The following is a 16,502-nucleotide window of genomic DNA, read 5'->3' as shown; positions in this document are numbered from 1 at the left end:
GACCTTTTTCGCTCAGGCGTAGTGGGAGATGAATTTGGCGATCTGCGGACCGGTCAGCAGAACGATGAAAAGACGCAGTGTCTGCACCGCCAGCACGAAGGGGGTGTCGGCGCCGCTGCCGACGGCGATGACGGTCACCGAATCGAGTCCGCCCGGGCTGGTCGCCAGATAGGCGGTCAGACCGTCGGTATGAATGAACAGGGTGAGCAGCCAGGCCGAGACGGCGCAAAGGCCGATCAGCAGAAAGGTCGACAACAGCAGTTGGGGCAGGGCCCGCAACGCATACATCAGAACGGTCCGGGTGAAACCCAGGCCGATGTACCAGCCCAATGTCAGATAGGAGAGACCGAGCAGCCACGGCGGCAGGGTGATGACCACCAGACCGCTCCCCTGCAATCCCGCGCCGATTATCATCGGCACCAGCATGGATCCCGCCGGAATACGCAGGTAACGCCCCGCCAGCGCCCCCGCCGCCGCGATGGCGAGGGTCTCCAGCAAAGGCACCAGCGGCACCGCGAAAGAAGTCTCCGTCGCCGAGGGAAGGACAGCGCCGGCCCCCAACAGCAGCCGCGAGGCCAGGGAAGCGCTCATGACCACGATGACGACCCGCAGATACTGCATGAAGGCGACGAGACGGGCGTCCGCGCCGAATTCCTCGGCCATCACCACCATGGCCGAGGCGGCGCCGGGAGACGACCCCCAGGCGGCGGTGGTGCCTGGCAAGGCGCCGAATTTCACCAGGATCCAGCCGACAAGACCGCCCGCCAGCACCGTCGTGCAGACAATCGTCAGCATGATCGCCCAGTCGTCGGCGAGCGTGGCCAGGATGGACATGGTCAGCGCGCGCGCCACCAGGCAGCCGATCACCGCCTGCGCGCCCACGAAAAGCCACCGCGGCAGGGCCAGTTCGCTGCCGCCGACGCCGAAAGCGATGGCGACCAGCATCGGCCCCAGCAGCAATGCCGCGGGAAAGGCGGCCCAATGCAATCCGGCCGAGACGACGAGCGACAGGCCGGCCAGCGCCGCCCATCGTCCCAACTGCCTGTGGCGGCGCGTCAAGGCGTCAGCCCAACGCCGTCAGAATGTCGGCGGTGCTGCGCACCAAACCAATACGCGGGAAAATATTGGCGATGGCGAATCCATGCAGATCCGCACCGGCGCAACTCATCGCATCCTCGGCGAAAACCACGCCATATCCGTGCTCCCATGCCGCCCTGCCCGTCGATTCGACACCGATATTGGTCGAAACGCCGCCCAAAACAATGGTGCGGATGCCACGGCGACGCAGTTGCAGATCAAGCTCCGTGCCGTAAAAAGCGCCCCATTGCCGTTTGGTGATGATGATGTCGCTCTTCGCCACATCGAGGGCGGGATCGAAATCCATCCAGTCGGACGGAAATCCACCCGCCGGCGGCGGCGATGGACGATCGACCGGTTGCTTGAGGGCGTCGGCCAGACCGTCCGACCATCCGACATGCACCAGAACCACGGGAGCGCCTTTGGCGCGAAACGCCTTGGCCAAACCGGCGGCCCGCCCGACGACGTCGGAGGCGCCATGCGGCATCAGCGGCATGCGGAGAATTCCCATCTGCAGATCGATGAGGACGAGAGCCGTCGTTTGATGATCAAGTGCTTGCATCTACTTAAATATCCGCTTCTCTCAAAGAATGGAGGACCGGCCCCCCGGGCCGACAAGGCTCCCAGTATCTTTCTCCATTCCCCCTGGGGCAGTCGGTTCACTCACACCGATAGGTCATGCAGACATTCAACTGCTTGCTGACGCATTCGGACGTCGGACCGCCGCGCGAGACGAATTCGGCCTTTTTCCCCAACTGGGAGCAATAATAATCGGCAACGTCCTGAGCCTTCTTCGGATTGAGTCCCCCGCTGGCGCTGCTGTTCCAGTTCAAACCCTCGCTGCCGCCGCCGACGACGAAACCATCGCTATCGCCCGAGATGACGCGCGGCATGTTGACGCCACCGACCCCCCCGCATGCGGAAAGCAAACCGGCAACCCCCAAAACCAACCACTTCTTCATGCGTTCCTCCTCCAAGCACGGCCAGGAGGTTACTCTTTTCTCGAATCCAGGCAAGAGGGGCGGCTTGCGCCGGGCCAGGCGATGTCGCACACTCCCGGCCATGCAGACACGCTTCGGGCGATGGCGCCGCCCCTTGCTCATGTGGGGACTGATCCTCGGCTTAGGCCTGCCATGCGCTATGGCGGCGCTGTTCTCCGTGGTGGCTCCCCCGCTCACTCCCCTGATGGTGATCCGCCGAATCGAGGGAGAAGGCATGGACCGCCGCTGGGTGCCGATCGACGCCATCTCGCCGGAATTGGTCCGCGCCGTCATCGTTGCCGAAGATGCCCGCTTCTGTCGCCACCACGGATTCGACTGGGAGGCCATCAACGATGCCGTCGACACTTATGAGGAAGGCGGACGTCTGCGCGGCGCCAGCACGCTCTCGATGCAGACCGCGAAAAACGTCTTCCTCTGGCCGGGGCGGAACTTTCTGCGCAAGGGCCTGGAGGCAGGATTGACCGTATTGATCGAAACGCTGTGGGGAAAGCGGAGAATCATCGAGGTCTATCTCAATGTCGTCGAATGGGGACCCGGCCTCTACGGCGCCGAAATGGCCGCTCAACGCTATTTCCATCGGCCGGCCCGCGACCTGACGCGTCGCCAGGCGGCGGCGCTCGCCGCCATCCTGCCCAATCCCAGGCGCTTTTCGCCGGTGACGCCCAGCCGTTACATCGAAGCCCGCATCCGGACTATCGATGCCCGCATGGGCCATATCCCGACGAACCCTAAGATATGTCCTTGACCGGGCAGAACCGTTCGTGTAGCCGCTGTAGACCGTAGGCAAGACGAAAGTGGCGCACCGTGATGTCCCGGCAAATTCCTGGGAGGATCGTTCAAGAACGGTCCCGCCATCATCGTTCGAAGCAATTGCGCCGGGACCCGGCACGGAAAAATTGCGCCGACGCGAGAGGGACTCCCAAGATCGCCGGGCGATCGCCATATAGGTTTGACCTGGGTGATCATGGCATTGGCAACCGATATGGCATATAAATCCGCTATGACAAACATGCTCCGCTCCTCATCCCGCCCCCGCCCCGTGGTCCTCTGCATCCTGGATGGCTGGGGATATCGCGCCGAACGAGCCGATAACGCCATCGCCCTGGCCAATACGCCAGTCTGGGACGGCCTTCTCGCCCACGCGCCGCACGCCTTCCTGGAAACCTCCGGATTGGCCGTCGGCCTGCCGGACGGACAGATGGGCAACTCGGAAGTCGGCCATATGAACCTGGGCGCCGGCAGGGTCGTCATGCAGGATTTGCCACGCATCGATCTGGCGGTGGCCGACGGCAGCCTGGCCAAGAACCCCGCTCTCACCAAAGCCGTCGCCGCCTTGAAGGCGAGTGGCGGAACGGCGCATCTGCTGGGCCTGCTCTCGCCCGGCGGCGTGCATTCCCACCAGGGCCACATGGCCGCCCTGGCCAAGGCCGTCTCCGCGGCCGGCGTTCCGGTCATGGTGCATGCCTTCCTGGATGGCCGCGACACACCGCCCTCTTCGGCGAAAGGCTTCGTCGAAACCTTCCTGGCCGACGTCGCCGGCCATGACGTCACCGTCGCCACGCTCTCGGGACGGTATTACGCGATGGACCGCGACAAGCGCTGGGACCGGGTGACGCTGGCCTATCAGGCGATGGTCGAGGCCAAGGGTGTCAAGGCCGCCGACCCGGTGGCCGCCGTCGCGACCTCCTACCAGGCCGGCAAGACCGATGAGTTCGTCATCCCGACGGTCGTCGGCGATTACGCGGGCATGAAGGATGGCGATGGCCTGATCATGGCCAATTTCCGCGCCGACCGTGCCCGGGAAATCCTCTCCTCGCTGGTCGATCCGGCCTTCGACGGCTTTCCCCGCGCCCATCTGCCAAAATTCGCCGCCCGCCTCGGCATGACCGAATATTCGACCGATCTCAACCGCTTCTTCGAAGTGCTGTTCCCGGCCGAGAGCCTGACGCGCATCCTGGGCGAAGTGGTGGCCGACGCCGGCCTGACGCAGCTCCGCATCGCCGAAACCGAAAAATACGCGCACGTCACCTTCTTCTTCAACGGCGGACGCGAGGCGGTTTTCAAAGGCGAGGAGCGCATCCTGGTACCCAGCCCCAAGGTCGCCACCTACGATCTGCAGCCGGAAATGTCGGCGCCGGAAGTGACCGATAAGCTGGTCGAGGCCATCGACGGCGGAAAATTCGACGTCATCGTCGTCAACTATGCCAACGGCGACATGGTCGGACACACCGGCGTTCTGGAAGCGGCGATCAAGGCCGTGGAAACGGTCGACCGCTGCTTAGGCCGTCTGGTCGAGGCGGTGGACCGGGCGGGCGGCAGCCTGCTGATCACCGCCGATCACGGCAATGCCGAACTGATGCGCGACCCCGTCACCGGAGAGCCCTATACGGCCCACACCATCGGCAAGGTACCGGTCATCCTGGTGGACGCGCCGGCCGGTGTTTCCGCCCTGCATGACGGACGTCTGGCCGATGTGGCTCCCACGCTTCTGGCCCTGTTGGGACTGCCGCAGCCGCCGGAAATGACCGGAAAGTCTCTTTTATCGGCCAAGGGTGCAGAGACCGCCGCAGTTCGCTCCGGCGCCATGGCGTAACGTCATGGCCCCCGCCGCCCTCCCCCGCCGGACAGGGCGGCGGCCTTTGGTGATGCGCCGGCCGGTCGGTGCCGCGATGGCCGTGTTATTTTGCCTGGCCGCGGCCGACAGCGGATGGGCCGCCGCCGATCCCGCCAAGGCGGCGCCGGATCAGCGGCTCAAGGAGTTGGAAAGCGCGCTGCAGAAAGGCCAGGCGGAGCGCGAGCAATACAAGCAGCGGGCCGAGCAGTTGGCCAAGGAATTGGCCGATCTGCGCAGTAACATGGTGAATGCCGCGCAGGCGGTCCAGGAACACGAAGAAACCCTGTCGGAACTCGAGTTGCAACTCAACGATCTCGGCGCACTGGAAAAGGAAAAAACGGCAAGCCTGGAACTCAAGCGCCAGCAGATGAATGGTGTCCTCACCGCGCTGCAACGCCTGGCTTTCCGCCCGTCCGAAGCCCTGATCGCCCAGCCGACCTCTCCCGCAGACACGGTCCGCAGCGCCATTCTTCTCAAGGATGTCGTCCCCCAAATCCAGGAATCCGCAAAAATCCTGAAGGCCGAACTGGATTCCCTGGCGTCTCTCCGCGTCGACGTCAGCCGGCAAAAGCAGAAGATCTCGGCGACCGCGACCAAACTTGACGCCGAGCATCGCCGGTTGGCCACCCTCTACGATCGCAAGGAGCACTTGCAGGAGGAAACCGAGGGGCAGCGGCGCGAATCCGAGAAACGCTTACAGGCGATGGCTTCGGAAGCGGAGGATTTGCGCGACCTGCTGGTCCGACTGGAGCAGGAAAAGAAACGCAGGGAACAGGAGGCGGCGGAACGCGTCGCCGCGGAAAAGGCCGCCCGCGAAGCCGAGCGCGTCGCGGCGAAAGCCGCGCGAGAGGCGGAAATCGCCGCGGAGAAGGCCGCCCGCGAAGCAAAGATCGCCGCCGAAAAGGCCTCCAAGGAACAGCACGCGGCCGAAATCGCCGCGGCCCGCCAAGCCAAGCAGGCCGAGGAACAGGCTGCCCGGCAAGCCAGGCAGGCCGAGGAACAGGCCACCCGCGCCGCCAAGGAGGCGGCGGCGGCGGCGGCCAAGGCCGGACCGGCGGAAAAGCAGACCGCGCAGGCCTGGAGCAAACCCTTCAGCCAGGCGCAGGGAGAGATGCCTTTTCCGGCGCGCGGCAAGGTCGTCGTGAAATTCGGCCAGACCACCGATTTAGGGGTCCCGGCGCGTGGAATCACCATCGCCACCAGGGCCAACGCCCAAGTTGTGGCGCCCTATGACGGACAAGTGGTATTCTCCGGTCCGTTTCGCGGTTATGGCCTGCTCTTGATCATCGAGCACGGCGAAGGATATCATACATTGCTCGCGGGAATGACCCGGATTGACGGCAACGTCGGCCAACATCTGCTACCCGGAGAACCGGTTGGTGTGATGGGACAGTCCGAAAGCAAACCACTTCTTTATGTCGAGCTGCGCCGCAATGGCCAGCCTGTTAACCCGTTGCCCTGGCTCACAGCACGAAAAATAAAGGTTACTGGATGATTCGGAAGGTCATGATCACAGCGGGCGCCTGCGCTTGGCTCGCCCTGCTGTCTAGTCCCGCGACGGCCGCAACCGACAAGGCCAACAATGCCGACACCTATCGGCTCCTCAGCCTTTTCGGCGACGTTTTCGAGCGTGTGCGCAACGAATATGTCGAACCGGTTAGCGACGAGGAACTGATCGAGGCGGCGCTGAACGGCATGCTGACATCCCTCGACCCGCATTCGGGCTACCTGAACCCGAAAAGCTTCCGGGACATGCAGGTGCAGACCAAGGGCGAGTTCGGCGGCCTCGGCATCGAAGTGACCATGGAGAACGGCTGGGTCAAGGTCATCTCGCCGATCGACGATACTCCGGCGGCCAAGGCGGGCCTGCAGCCCAACGACTTCATCACTCATCTGAATGGCGAGCCCGTCCAGGGCCTGAGCCTGAATGACGCCGTCGACCGTATGCGCGGTCCGGTCAACACGGATCTCAAGGTGACCGTCCGCCGCGACGGCCAGGCTCCCTTCGAAGTCACGCTGACCCGCGCCGTCATCAAGATCCAGACGGTGAAATACAAGCTGCAGGACAATGTCGGCTATATCCGCGTCAGCCAGTTCGTCGAATCGACCGACACCAACCTCAGGAAGGCCATCGATCAGTTGAAGAAGGACGGCGGCGCCAACCTGCAAGGCTTCGTCCTCGATCTGCGCAACAATCCCGGCGGCCTGCTGGACCAGGCGGTGGCCGTGGCCGGCGACTTCCTCGACAAGGGTGAAATCGTCTCCACCCGCTCGCGCCATCCCGAGGACACGCAGCGCTTCAATGCCCATGGCAAGGATCTCACCGACGGCATGCCGCTGGTCGTCCTGATCAACGACGGATCGGCTTCCGCCTCGGAAATCGTCGCCGGCGCCCTGCAAGATCACCGGCGGGCCATCCTGCTGGGAACCAAATCCTTCGGCAAGGGATCGGTGCAAACCATCATGCCGCTCAAGGACCATGGCGCCATGCGCTTGACCACGGCACGCTATTACACGCCGTCGGGCCGGTCCATCCAGGCTGTCGGCATCGAACCCGACATCAAGGTTCTGCCCTCCAAGGTCGAAGCGCTCAATCAGCCGAACGACCACTTCGGACGGAGCGAGGCGTCCCTGCCGCACGCGCTGAAGAACGACACCCTGCCGAAAACGCAGGCCAAGCCCGAGTCGGATGCGAAGACCGAGGACGGCAAGGCCCCGGCTCCGGCCGCGCCGCAGCCGCAACCGGCCGCCGACGGCAAGACGCCGCCCGCTGGTGCCCCGTCGGCGCTGATGGAAGCACTGCGCATGGGCGATCCCGCGACCGACTACCAGTTGGCCCGGGCCATCGATCTGCTGCGGGGCCTGTCACTCTACAAAGGCGCGGCAAAGGCCAACTGAAAACGCGATGGCGACGGTGAAGCTTTCTTTCTCTCCTTCGGACCGCATCGCTTCCTCTGGCCTCTCGGCCAGCGGAGGCTGGCTCTCGCCGCTCGTCTATGGGATCGTCGTCCCGGTTACGCTGATCGTGGTGGCCGGTGCCGCCTGGTACATCGTAACCGGGGAGACTCCTTCGGAACTGCTGGCCGGGATGACCAGCGCTCCGCGGATCGAAATGACCATGCCGGCCCGGCCCGGCGGCGAACGCCCCGGCGATTCGCTGATCCAGCCGCCCGCGGCCGACCGCGATGTCAAGATGGCCATGGAGCCGGTCCCGGCGACGCCCACCGCTCCGGCTCCGGAGGCTCCGAAAAGCAGCACGCCTTCCGAGCCCCCGCAGGTCGCCCTGCCCAATATTCCATCGACCGCCGCCGATACCAATGCCATCCCGCCGCCGCCGGCCATGTCGGAGCCCGCCATACCGCCGGGCGGGGAACCCCTGACGCCGCCGACGTTCGCCCAATTGCCGGTACGCAACGATCTGAAACCGCTTTCACCGGCCCCCGCCAACGATCTTCTGCGCAACAGCTCCAACGGCCCCTTGCCGGTGGTTTCAGGCGGTCGCGAAGCCCGCGCCGTCTATGCCAGGCCTTTCGCCGTCGAAGGCAATCCGCCGAAAATCGCCATCGTGGTAACCGGCCTCGGCTTGTCGAAGGAGGCGACCGAAGCGGCGATCAGCAAGCTGCCGCCGGACGTCAGCCTGTCGTTCAGCCCCTATACCAACAATCTCGACACCTGGGTGAAGCGCGCGCGTGCGGCCGGGCACGAGGTCTTGATAGACCTGCCCCTGGAGCCGCCGAATTTCCCCGTGCACGACGCCGGTCCCCTGGCCATCCTTTCGCGCCATGGCCCCGTCGACGCGGTCGCTCATCTGGACGCCATTCTTGCCAAAACCACCAGCTATGTCGGTGTCGCCGCCGGCCTGCGCTCACCCGTCACCACTAAAGAGCAATGGGCGCCCGTGCTGCGCGATCTGAAGAACCGGGGCCTGTTGTTCGTCGGCGACGGCCTGGTCGGCGTTTCCGCCACCGACACCCCGGCCTCCCTGTCGGTCACCCTGGTGGCCGACGAGACCCCCTTCCGGGTCGCCATCGATGTCAGGTTGAGCCGCCTGCTGGCCGCCGCCCAGCGCGACGGAAGCGCCCTGGCTTATGTTTCGGCCCGTCCCGTCACCATGGAACGGCTTCTGGCCTGGGTTGGCACGTTCCCGCAGAAAGGGGTCGCCCTGGCCCCCATCAGCGCCGTCGTGCGAACCGCGGCAGCGCATTGAGCAAGCGCGAAGCCAAGGGGAAAGTCATGAGCGACGCCGCCGATCATACCACGCTGCCCTATCGTCCCTGCGTGGGACTGATGCTGTTCAATGCGCAAGGGCTGGTTTTCACCGCGAAACGTATCGATACGGACATCGACGCCTGGCAAATGCCGCAAGGCGGGATCGACGCCGGCGAATCGCCGCGCCAGGCCGCCTTTCGCGAAATGAAGGAGGAAATCGGCACCGACAGCGCCGAGATTCTCGGTGAAAGCGCCGACTGGCTGCGCTACGACCTGCCGGCCGATCTCGTCGGCAAGGTCTGGAAAGGCCGGTTTCGCGGTCAGGAGCAAAAATGGTTCGCCCTGCGTTTCACCGGCCGCGACTGCGATATCGACATCCGGACCGAGCACCCTGAATTCTGCGACTGGCGCTGGTCGCGCTTCGACCAGTTGCCCGATTTGGTCGTGCCCTTCAAACGCGATCTTTACCGCGCCATCGTCCGCGAATTCACCCCGATTGCCAGCGACTTGGCCGTTTCCGCGGCCACCCGGAGCAATACCGGGACCATTTGACGCGTGTCGTTCGCGCGCAAAAGACGCGGCAATTCCTCAGGGACTCCCGTCGTCAGTGCGACGAGCATCCTTCGCTGCCATGCGCCTGACAGACCTCGGCGCTGTCCTCCAGGGACCCATCCAGCCAGGCCCGAACGGCGCCCCGAACCGGGCCGGCGGCGCCGCGGACGACCTTGATTCCGTTTTGATTGAGATAGCTGACGGCGCCCTGCCCCATGCCGCCGGCGACCAGCACGCTGATTCCCATCTCCACCAGAGTCGAGATCAGGTTCGATTTGCAACCGCAGGCCGGCGGCGGCGTCAGGCGGGTCTCCTCCACGATTTCCTTGTCCTCGCCGACCGAAAAGATGGTGAAGGCTTCGCAATGGCCGAAATGTTCATCGACCAGATGGCCACGCGACGGAACGGCAACTTTCAGCATGTCTTATGTCCTGTTTCGTTCGGACGACGGTCATTCGGTCCTCGTCGCCCCTTTGAGACCCAAGGGCCATCCTCCCTCGGTTCGAGGCTGCTCGGCATTGATAATTATCGTCGCGCCCGCCTATCGATCGAGAGCCGCCGTCAAAGATAATGCAGGGGAACGGCCGTGGTGAACTTCATCTCCTCCATCGAGATCGAAGAGGTCACGTCGCGAAATTCGAGCTGAGCGATCAATTGCTTGTAGACGTGGTCGTAAATCTCGATCGACGGGACCACGATGCGCATCAGGTAATCCATTTCCCCCGCCAGCCGATAGGCCTCGACGATCTCGGGAATGTCGGCGATCACCCGCCGGAACCTCTCGAGCCAGTCGACGGAATGGCTCGGCACGCGCACCCCGGCAAAGATCGTCAGCGGCACCTTGGCGATGACGCGATCGACCAGGACGACGCGGCGGCTGATCAGACCGGCCTCCTCCATCCTCTTGATCCGGCGCCAACAGGGGGACGCGGAAAGCCCGACCTGCCCGGCGATCTCGGCGATGGGCATGTCGGCGTCGGCCTGTAGCAGGCCGAGAATCCGCCGGTCCGTTTCATCGAACATGGCGAGACGGCTCCTTCTAAAAAAATATTAATCCCCGAATTACTGATAATAGGGGTTCTAATTTGCACATATAGCCGAAAATTGGGGAAAAATTGCAGCCATTTTCCGCATATCGAGCGCTAGGCTTTCCCAATAATCAGCCATCGCGACAGTCAGGATAGAAAGATGAAACCCATTGGATTGATCGGCGGCATGAGTTGGGAAAGCACTGCCGTCTATTATCGCCACCTCAATGAACAGGTCAGGCGCCGCCTGGGAGGGCTTCATTCGGCCGATATTCTTTTACGGTCGTTCGATTTCGCCCGCATCGTCGATCTGCAGACCCGCGGCGCCTGGACGCAAGCGGCGGCGGAACTGGCGGATGCGGCCGGCGCGCTCGAGGCGGCCGGGGCCGGGGTCATCCTGATTTGCACCAATACGATGCATAAGGTGGCCGCCGAGGTGCAGGCCGCAATCGGCATTCCCCTGCTGCACATCGCCGATACGACCGGCGCCGCGGTGGTGGCCGCCGGTTGCCGCCGGCCGCTTCTGCTGGCTACCCGCTACACCATGGAGCAGACGTTTTATGTCGACCGGCTGACATCGCGCCACGGCCTTGCCCCGCTTCTTCCCGACGCGGCGGAGCGCGCGATCGTGCATGGGGTGATCTTCGACGAACTATGCCAAGGCATCCTGCGCGAGGATTCGCGAACCGCCTTTCGCGCCATCATGGAACAGGGACGGCGGAACGGGGCCGACAGCGTCATCCTCGGCTGCACCGAAATCGGCCTGCTGGTCGGACCCTCGGACATCGACCTGCCCGTTTTCGATTCAACCCTGCTTCATGCGGACGCGGCCCTCGACCTGATGTCGGTCGACGAGGTGGAGGGCATGCCGGCCCTGCGTTCATTGGCCTTGGGCTGAGACACCGTTCCATCCGGAGCGGGATCGGCATCCGTCTCCTTCGGCTCGGGCGCCGCGCCCCGGCCGAGGGCTCCGGACAAGGCGAGATGCCTCAACCTTGTCCTGATCCGTGGAGTCATGGCGTCAACTCCGCTCGATCTCTCCGGCCGTCCGGTCGAGGACTTCGGCGATATGAGCGATCTGCTCCCCGGTCAGCGGCCCCCGGCCCAGTCGCAGGCGCAACGCCAGTTTCAGGTTTTCCATGGCCCGGATGATTTGCGGTGCCGGTCCATCCTCGGTCATCGTCGCCATTCGGGCCCGCAGGGCATCGACAATGGGACGGTTGGTCTCCAGAAACGCGCGGCCATCCGGGGTCATGGCGTAGCTCTTCTTGCTGTCCTCGCTCGCTTCCATGGCGATGTAGCCTTGTTCCTCCAGCAAGGTGAGAGTGGGATAGATCGTGCCGGGACTGGGGCTATAGGCGCCGCCCACGCTGTCTTCTATGGCCTTGATGATCTCATAGCCATGACGCGGTTTTTCGGCGATCAGGCCGAGAACGACGAAACGCAGATCGCCATGCTCGAAGAACCGGCCCAGTCGTCCCCCGCGCATGCGCCCGCCGCCGCCATGTCCGCGCTCCTGCCGAAAATCGCCATGGGCGTGACGGCAACCGGCGTGCCCCCCCTCTCCGCCGTCTCGCGGTCCGTCAGATGAGATTTGATCCCGATAGGAATGGTGGCCGTGACGGCCAGGTGAGTGTTTTTGATTGTCGCAAGGCATTGCCTTCTCCGATACAGTTTCGATATAACGAAAATAAGATATATCGAAACTGTATCGGAAACAAGAGGAACCCGGATCTTGCGTTCCGAAGCCGAAAAGCTGATGTATGGTGCCCTCACATCGCCGCATCGAGACCGCCGCGCGGCATCGGATCCGGGAGGGGATCTCATTCCAGCCGATCACGCTTTTCCGCCCCGGACCGCCGCATGAAAAAAGGCCGAATCGATTCCGCCTGGGGAGGCGGCACCCAATGCCGGGATTGCGGCATCCGCGATCTGGTGCTGTTCGCCGATCTTCAACAAAATGATTTCAGCCTGATCCATTTGCCGATCGAGGAGATCGACATCGAGGCCGGTAAGCCCCTCTATTCCGCCGGAAACGAAGGCGACGCCCTGTTTACCGTCCGGGCGGGGCTGATCAAGCTGGTGCAATATCTTCCAGACGGCATGCAGCGCACCGTCCGCTTGTTGAAACACGGCGCCACGGCCGGCTTGGAGGTAACCGTCGGCCAGCCCTATGAGCATACCGCCATCGCTTTACAGCCGACATCGGCCTGCCGCATTCCCCGGCTGGTGGTGGAACGCCTCTCCAGGGAAACGCCCCGCCTTCACCGGCAACTGATGGAGCGCTGGCATCAGGCCTTGCACCAGGCCGACGATTGGCTGACCGAACTGTCCACCGGCAAAGCGTCCCAGCGTTTGGCCCGCCTGCTCATTCATCTCGTCGAAACCGACGGCACGGTAACCCTGTTCTCGCGCGAGGATCTGGGGGCGATGCTGGGCATCACCACGGAACACGCCAGCCGCACCGTCGCCGAGTTGAAGCGCCGGGACGCCCTGTTCGAACTGGCCGGCAACCGTTATCGCTGCGACATCGACCAATTGGAATGCATCGCCGCCGCCGACTGTTAAAATCACAGGAAGACGATGTCGTCCATCAGATCCAGGCCGGCGGCGCGATGGGTGATCAGCAACAGGCTTCGTCCGCGCAGGTCCTCGACCACGGCCCGCAACATCGCCCGTTCCGAGCTATAGTCCAATCCTTCACCGGGCTCGTCCAACACAACCACCGGCGCGTCGCGGAGCAGCGCCCTGGCGATCGAGAGGCGTCGCGCCTGGCCTCCCGAAATCGTCAGGCCGGTCTCCCCCAGCCAGCAGTTCAATCCATTGGGAATGGCCGCGACGAAATCCGACAATCCGGCCACGCCCAGAACATGCCATAGGTCAGCATCGCCGGCATCCGGCTTCCCCAGACGCAGATTGTCGGCCAGCGTGCCGCAGAACAGGCCCGGCGACTGGGACGCCACGGCGAAGCAGGCGCGCCGCGTCTCGCCGTCATAATTCCCGGCCGGCCGGCCGTTCAGCGTGATCGTCCCCTCGTCGGGCTCCAAGAGACCGGTCAGCAATAGAACCAGCGTGCTTTTCCCGGCACCGGTGGGACCGCGCACCGCGATCCGCCGCCCTTGCGGAAAATCGAGATCGAGGGCGCGGACGGCCGGATGGGCGGCACCGTCATAGGTGAATCCCACGCCCGTCAACCGCAGGTCGCACCGATCGGGCCGGAGGCCGGAGTGCTCTCGCGACGGCGCGGCCGGCGGACAGGCGTCGGCCATGGCGAAAATCCGCCGGGCCGATTCCAGGACGGCACCCAGGCTCTGAAACGCACCGGGCAGAGGAGCCACCGCTTCGAACGCCGATAGGGCGACCAGCCCGGCCATGACCAGATCGGCCGGCGCCAAATCACCCCGCCGCACCAGGGGAATGGCCGCGACCACCACGCCCCACAGGGCTAAATTGGATCCCAAGAGCATTCCCGCCTGCGACAGGCCGTCAAGACGCGCCAGCCGGGCCTGAAGGGCGACGGCCTCCCCGCTCACCGCGGCGAACCGCGCGATGAAACGGCGGGCGGCGCCGAAAACCAGCAATTCTCCCATTCCCTGCATGCCGTCGATCGCCTGTTCGTTCAGGCGGACCATCAAACGGACCCGCTGGCGCGACCACCGGGCCGAACGGAGGGATAGCAGCAGGGGAACGGCCAAGCCGGAGAAAATCAGGGCCGCCGCCTCGATCAGGACGAAGACCGCGGCGAAGCGACCCAACCAGGCCAGGATGAGAACCGTCGCGGCCAGGGCGATCACAAGCGGAAGGACGATGCGCAAATAGGCGGTTTCCAGCCGATCGAGGTCCGTGCGCAACCGGCTGGCCAGGTCGCCGCTATGATAGCGGCCCAGGGCGAGCGGCGATTGCGGCTCCATTTTTCCGAAAAGCCATGTCCGCAGGCGGGCGATCAGGCGGAAGGTGGCCTCGTGAGTGACCAGTCGTTCGGCATAACGTCCTCCCGTCCGGATGATGGCGCAGGCGCGGATAAGGGCGGCCGGGCTGAAATAGTCGAGCGTACCGCCGACGGCCCCGGCCAGGCCCATGGCGGCAATGAACCATCCCGAGGTTCCCATCAGCGCCACATTGCCGAGCAACGCCGCCAGTGACAGGACGGCGCCCAGCGCCATCCATCCCCAGGACGAGCGATAGAGAAGCAGCAGGCGGACGAAGAGTCTCATGCCTGCCCATCCACGGCGGAAATCGCCTCGCCGCTTCGCACCAGGCCGGCATAAAGGCCGCCGGCCGCCATCAGCCCGTCATGACGTCCCTGTTCGACCACCCGGCCGCCCTCCATCACCAGGATCATGTCGGCGGACCGCACGGTTTCCAGGCGATGGGCGACGACCAGGACACTTCGCCCGGCGGAAAACCGCCGGATGGCCTCCCCGGCCATTTTCTCGCTGGCCCTGTCCAGGCTGGCCGTGGGTTCATCGAGAATCACCAGGGGCGCCGGACGAAGCGCGGCGCGCGTCAGGGCGATCAGCCGCCGCTGCCCGCCGGAAAGCCCGCCGCCGCCCTCGGCGATCTCATAGCCATAACCGCCGGGCAGCGAACGGATGAAGTCCCCCGCCCCGGTCAGACCCGCCGCCGCCGCCATGGCGTCGTCGTCGGCATCCGGGAAGCCCAGCCGGATGTTGTCGGCGATGGTTCCGCGAAACAGATAGGGCGCTTGCGGAACCCAGGCGATGAGGCGCCGCCATTCCTCCGGATCCATGTCAGTGAGCGCGGTTCCGTCGATCCGCACGCATCCGGCCGTGGGCGGCACGAATCCCAGAAGAACGCTGAGAACCGAACTTTTGCCGGCGCCGCTCGGCCCCACCAGCGCGGTGACGCTGCCGGGGTCCAGATGGAAATCGGCGCCGTCCAATCCTTTCCGGCCGTCGCCATAGACGAGATGCACGGCGTCGAACACCACGCGGGGCGCGGCCGAAACGCTGCCGGTGCCCCCCTCGGCGCTGCCCGACGGACGGCCGGGACGCGGATGGGCGAGCAGGCCGATCAGCCCGCTGGCCGCTCCGACAGCCTCCATGCGGGCATGGTAATGGGCCCCCATGGAACGCAGCGGCAGATAGAATTCCGGTGCGACCAGCAGGACGAAAAAGCCGCGCTCGAACCCCATGCCGCCATCCAGCAGGCGAAAGCCGATGAAGACGGCGACTAGGGCGACACCCAGGGTGGCGAAAAATTCCAGGGCCAGCGCGGAAAGAAACGCCACCCGCAGCACGGCCATGACGGCCAGGCGATAGTCTTCCGACATGCGCGCGATGAGCAGTGCCTCGCGCCGGCTGGCGTTGAACAGTTTGAGGGTGGTCAGATTCTGGAACGCCTCGAGGAAGTGCGCCCCCATGCGGGCCAGTTTCGACCATTGGCGCTGATTCAGCCGTTCGGCCCCGCGGCCGATCAGAATCATGAACAGCGGAATCAAGGGGGCGGTCAGCAGCAGGACCAGTCCCGACAGCCAATCCTCCGGGAGGACGGCGGCGAGGACGGCGAGCGGCGCCAGGACGACGCTCGCCATCGCCGGAAGGAACCGCGCGTAGTAAGGCTCCAGGGCCTCGACACCCTCGACCAGCAGGGTGCTCAAGGCGCCGGCGCGCTCTTCGCGCAACGGCACCGGACCGATCGACATCAGATGATCCAGCAGATCCATCCGCACGCTCTGCTTGACCCGTGCGGCGGCCGTGCCGGCGGCGGCGTCGCCGGCCCAAACGACGGCCGCCCTGAGCAGGATGAACCCCGGTATCGGCCAGAGGCTCGGCCAGACGCCGGCCAGATCGCGACCGGCGAACAACACCGCGTCGACACCCGTGGCCAACAGCCGATATTGGAAAATCAGGAGAATGGCGTTGATCGCCGCGGCGGCGGCGGCCAAGCTCAGCGGACGCCGCACCGGAGGAATCCGGGCTTTCAGGAAGGCCGATGCGGCGGCGGTCTGCGGCGCGCCCTGTGCGGCGACCGGCCCGCCGGAGGGCCGGTCGTTCATCG

The 16,502-nt window shown here is 64.8% G+C and carries 16 protein-coding genes; 8 read left to right on the top strand and 8 right to left on the bottom strand.

Features of this window, described 5'->3' with window-relative positions; genetic code table 11:
- Window positions 1-12 precede the first annotated feature (12 nt).
- From CWS72_RS07200 to CWS72_RS07190, 3 genes are all read right to left on the bottom strand, one after another.
- Entirely contained in the window at window positions 13-1,059 is a 1,047-nt protein-coding gene (locus CWS72_RS07200; RefSeq protein ID WP_101249896.1) for an AbrB family transcriptional regulator, read from the bottom strand.
- A 4-nt stretch (window positions 1,060-1,063) separates the two neighbouring features.
- A complete protein-coding gene (locus CWS72_RS07195) occupies window positions 1,064-1,639 on the bottom strand; it encodes a hydrolase (RefSeq protein ID WP_101249895.1) in 576 nt (191 codons plus the stop codon).
- 97 nt (window positions 1,640-1,736) lie between these two features.
- A complete protein-coding gene (locus tag CWS72_RS07190) occupies window positions 1,737-2,039 on the bottom strand; it encodes a hypothetical protein (protein ID WP_146002660.1) in 303 nt (100 codons plus the stop codon).
- A gap of 139 nt (window positions 2,040-2,178) precedes the next feature.
- On the opposite strand from CWS72_RS07190, the gene mtgA reads away from it, so the two are divergent.
- From mtgA to CWS72_RS07160, 6 genes are all read left to right on the top strand, one after another.
- A complete protein-coding gene (gene mtgA, locus CWS72_RS07185) occupies window positions 2,179-2,823 on the top strand; it encodes a monofunctional biosynthetic peptidoglycan transglycosylase (RefSeq protein ID WP_241911619.1) in 645 nt (214 codons plus the stop codon).
- A gap of 255 nt (window positions 2,824-3,078) precedes the next feature.
- Complete coding sequence (gene gpmI, locus CWS72_RS07180; protein ID WP_101249892.1) at window positions 3,079-4,671, top strand: 2,3-bisphosphoglycerate-independent phosphoglycerate mutase; 1,593 nt, start codon at window positions 3,079-3,081, stop codon at window positions 4,669-4,671.
- A gap of 76 nt (window positions 4,672-4,747) precedes the next feature.
- Window positions 4,748-6,187, top strand: a complete 1,440-nt coding sequence (locus CWS72_RS07175) for a murein hydrolase activator EnvC family protein (protein ID WP_101249958.1) — start codon at window positions 4,748-4,750, stop codon at window positions 6,185-6,187.
- The gene (locus CWS72_RS07170) at window positions 6,184-7,590 is read left to right on the top strand and encodes a S41 family peptidase (protein WP_101249891.1); all 1,407 of its coding nucleotides are present in this window, start codon (window positions 6,184-6,186) and stop codon (window positions 7,588-7,590) included. The genes CWS72_RS07175 and CWS72_RS07170 overlap by 4 nt, the downstream gene beginning before the upstream one ends.
- Before the next feature lie 586 nt (window positions 7,591-8,176).
- Complete coding sequence (locus CWS72_RS28745; RefSeq protein ID WP_420824054.1) at window positions 8,177-8,899, top strand: divergent polysaccharide deacetylase family protein; 723 nt, start codon at window positions 8,177-8,179, stop codon at window positions 8,897-8,899.
- 26 nt (window positions 8,900-8,925) lie between these two features.
- Complete coding sequence (locus tag CWS72_RS07160) at window positions 8,926-9,453, top strand: RNA pyrophosphohydrolase (protein WP_101249957.1); 528 nt, start codon at window positions 8,926-8,928, stop codon at window positions 9,451-9,453.
- Between the two features lie 52 nt (window positions 9,454-9,505).
- Here CWS72_RS07160 and CWS72_RS07155 read toward each other — a convergent pair whose 3' ends face one another.
- Both CWS72_RS07155 and CWS72_RS07150 read right to left on the bottom strand, forming a co-directional pair.
- On the bottom strand, window positions 9,506-9,874 hold the full coding sequence (locus CWS72_RS07155; protein WP_101249889.1) for a NifB/NifX family molybdenum-iron cluster-binding protein: 369 nt from the start codon (window positions 9,872-9,874) through the stop codon (window positions 9,506-9,508).
- Window positions 9,875-10,014: 140 nt separating this feature from the next.
- Window positions 10,015-10,476, bottom strand: a complete 462-nt coding sequence (locus CWS72_RS07150; RefSeq protein ID WP_101249888.1) for an Lrp/AsnC family transcriptional regulator — start codon at window positions 10,474-10,476, stop codon at window positions 10,015-10,017.
- 165 nt (window positions 10,477-10,641) lie between these two features.
- Here CWS72_RS07150 and CWS72_RS07145 point away from each other — a divergent pair, with 165 nt between their 5' ends.
- Complete coding sequence (locus tag CWS72_RS07145) at window positions 10,642-11,379, top strand: aspartate/glutamate racemase family protein (RefSeq protein ID WP_101249887.1); 738 nt, start codon at window positions 10,642-10,644, stop codon at window positions 11,377-11,379.
- A gap of 123 nt (window positions 11,380-11,502) precedes the next feature.
- Here the strand turns inward: CWS72_RS07145 and CWS72_RS07140 are convergent, their stop codons facing one another.
- Window positions 11,503-11,970 carry a PadR family transcriptional regulator gene (locus tag CWS72_RS07140; RefSeq protein ID WP_241911618.1) on the bottom strand — a complete coding sequence of 156 codons (468 nt, stop codon included), beginning with the start codon at window positions 11,968-11,970 and terminating at the stop codon, window positions 11,503-11,505.
- A 374-nt stretch (window positions 11,971-12,344) separates the two neighbouring features.
- Here CWS72_RS07140 and CWS72_RS07135 point away from each other — a divergent pair, with 374 nt between their 5' ends.
- On the top strand, window positions 12,345-13,049 hold the full coding sequence (locus CWS72_RS07135; protein WP_101249886.1) for a Crp/Fnr family transcriptional regulator: 705 nt from the start codon (window positions 12,345-12,347) through the stop codon (window positions 13,047-13,049).
- 2 nt (window positions 13,050-13,051) lie between these two features.
- Here CWS72_RS07135 and cydC read toward each other — a convergent pair whose 3' ends face one another.
- Both cydC and cydD read right to left on the bottom strand, forming a co-directional pair.
- Entirely contained in the window at window positions 13,052-14,695 is a 1,644-nt protein-coding gene (gene cydC, locus CWS72_RS07130) for a thiol reductant ABC exporter subunit CydC (protein WP_101249885.1), read from the bottom strand.
- Window positions 14,692-16,500, bottom strand: a complete 1,809-nt coding sequence (gene cydD, locus CWS72_RS07125; protein WP_101249884.1) for a thiol reductant ABC exporter subunit CydD — start codon at window positions 16,498-16,500, stop codon at window positions 14,692-14,694. Before cydD ends, cydC begins: the two co-directional genes overlap by 4 nt.
- Window positions 16,501-16,502: the final 2 nt, after the last annotated feature.

Source organism: Telmatospirillum siberiense, assembly GCF_002845745.1.
Taxonomy (GTDB): domain Bacteria; phylum Pseudomonadota; class Alphaproteobacteria; order Rhodospirillales; family Magnetospirillaceae; genus Telmatospirillum; species Telmatospirillum siberiense.
Note: the sequence above shows the minus strand (reverse complement) of the source record. Positions and strands in the feature narration are given on the sequence as shown.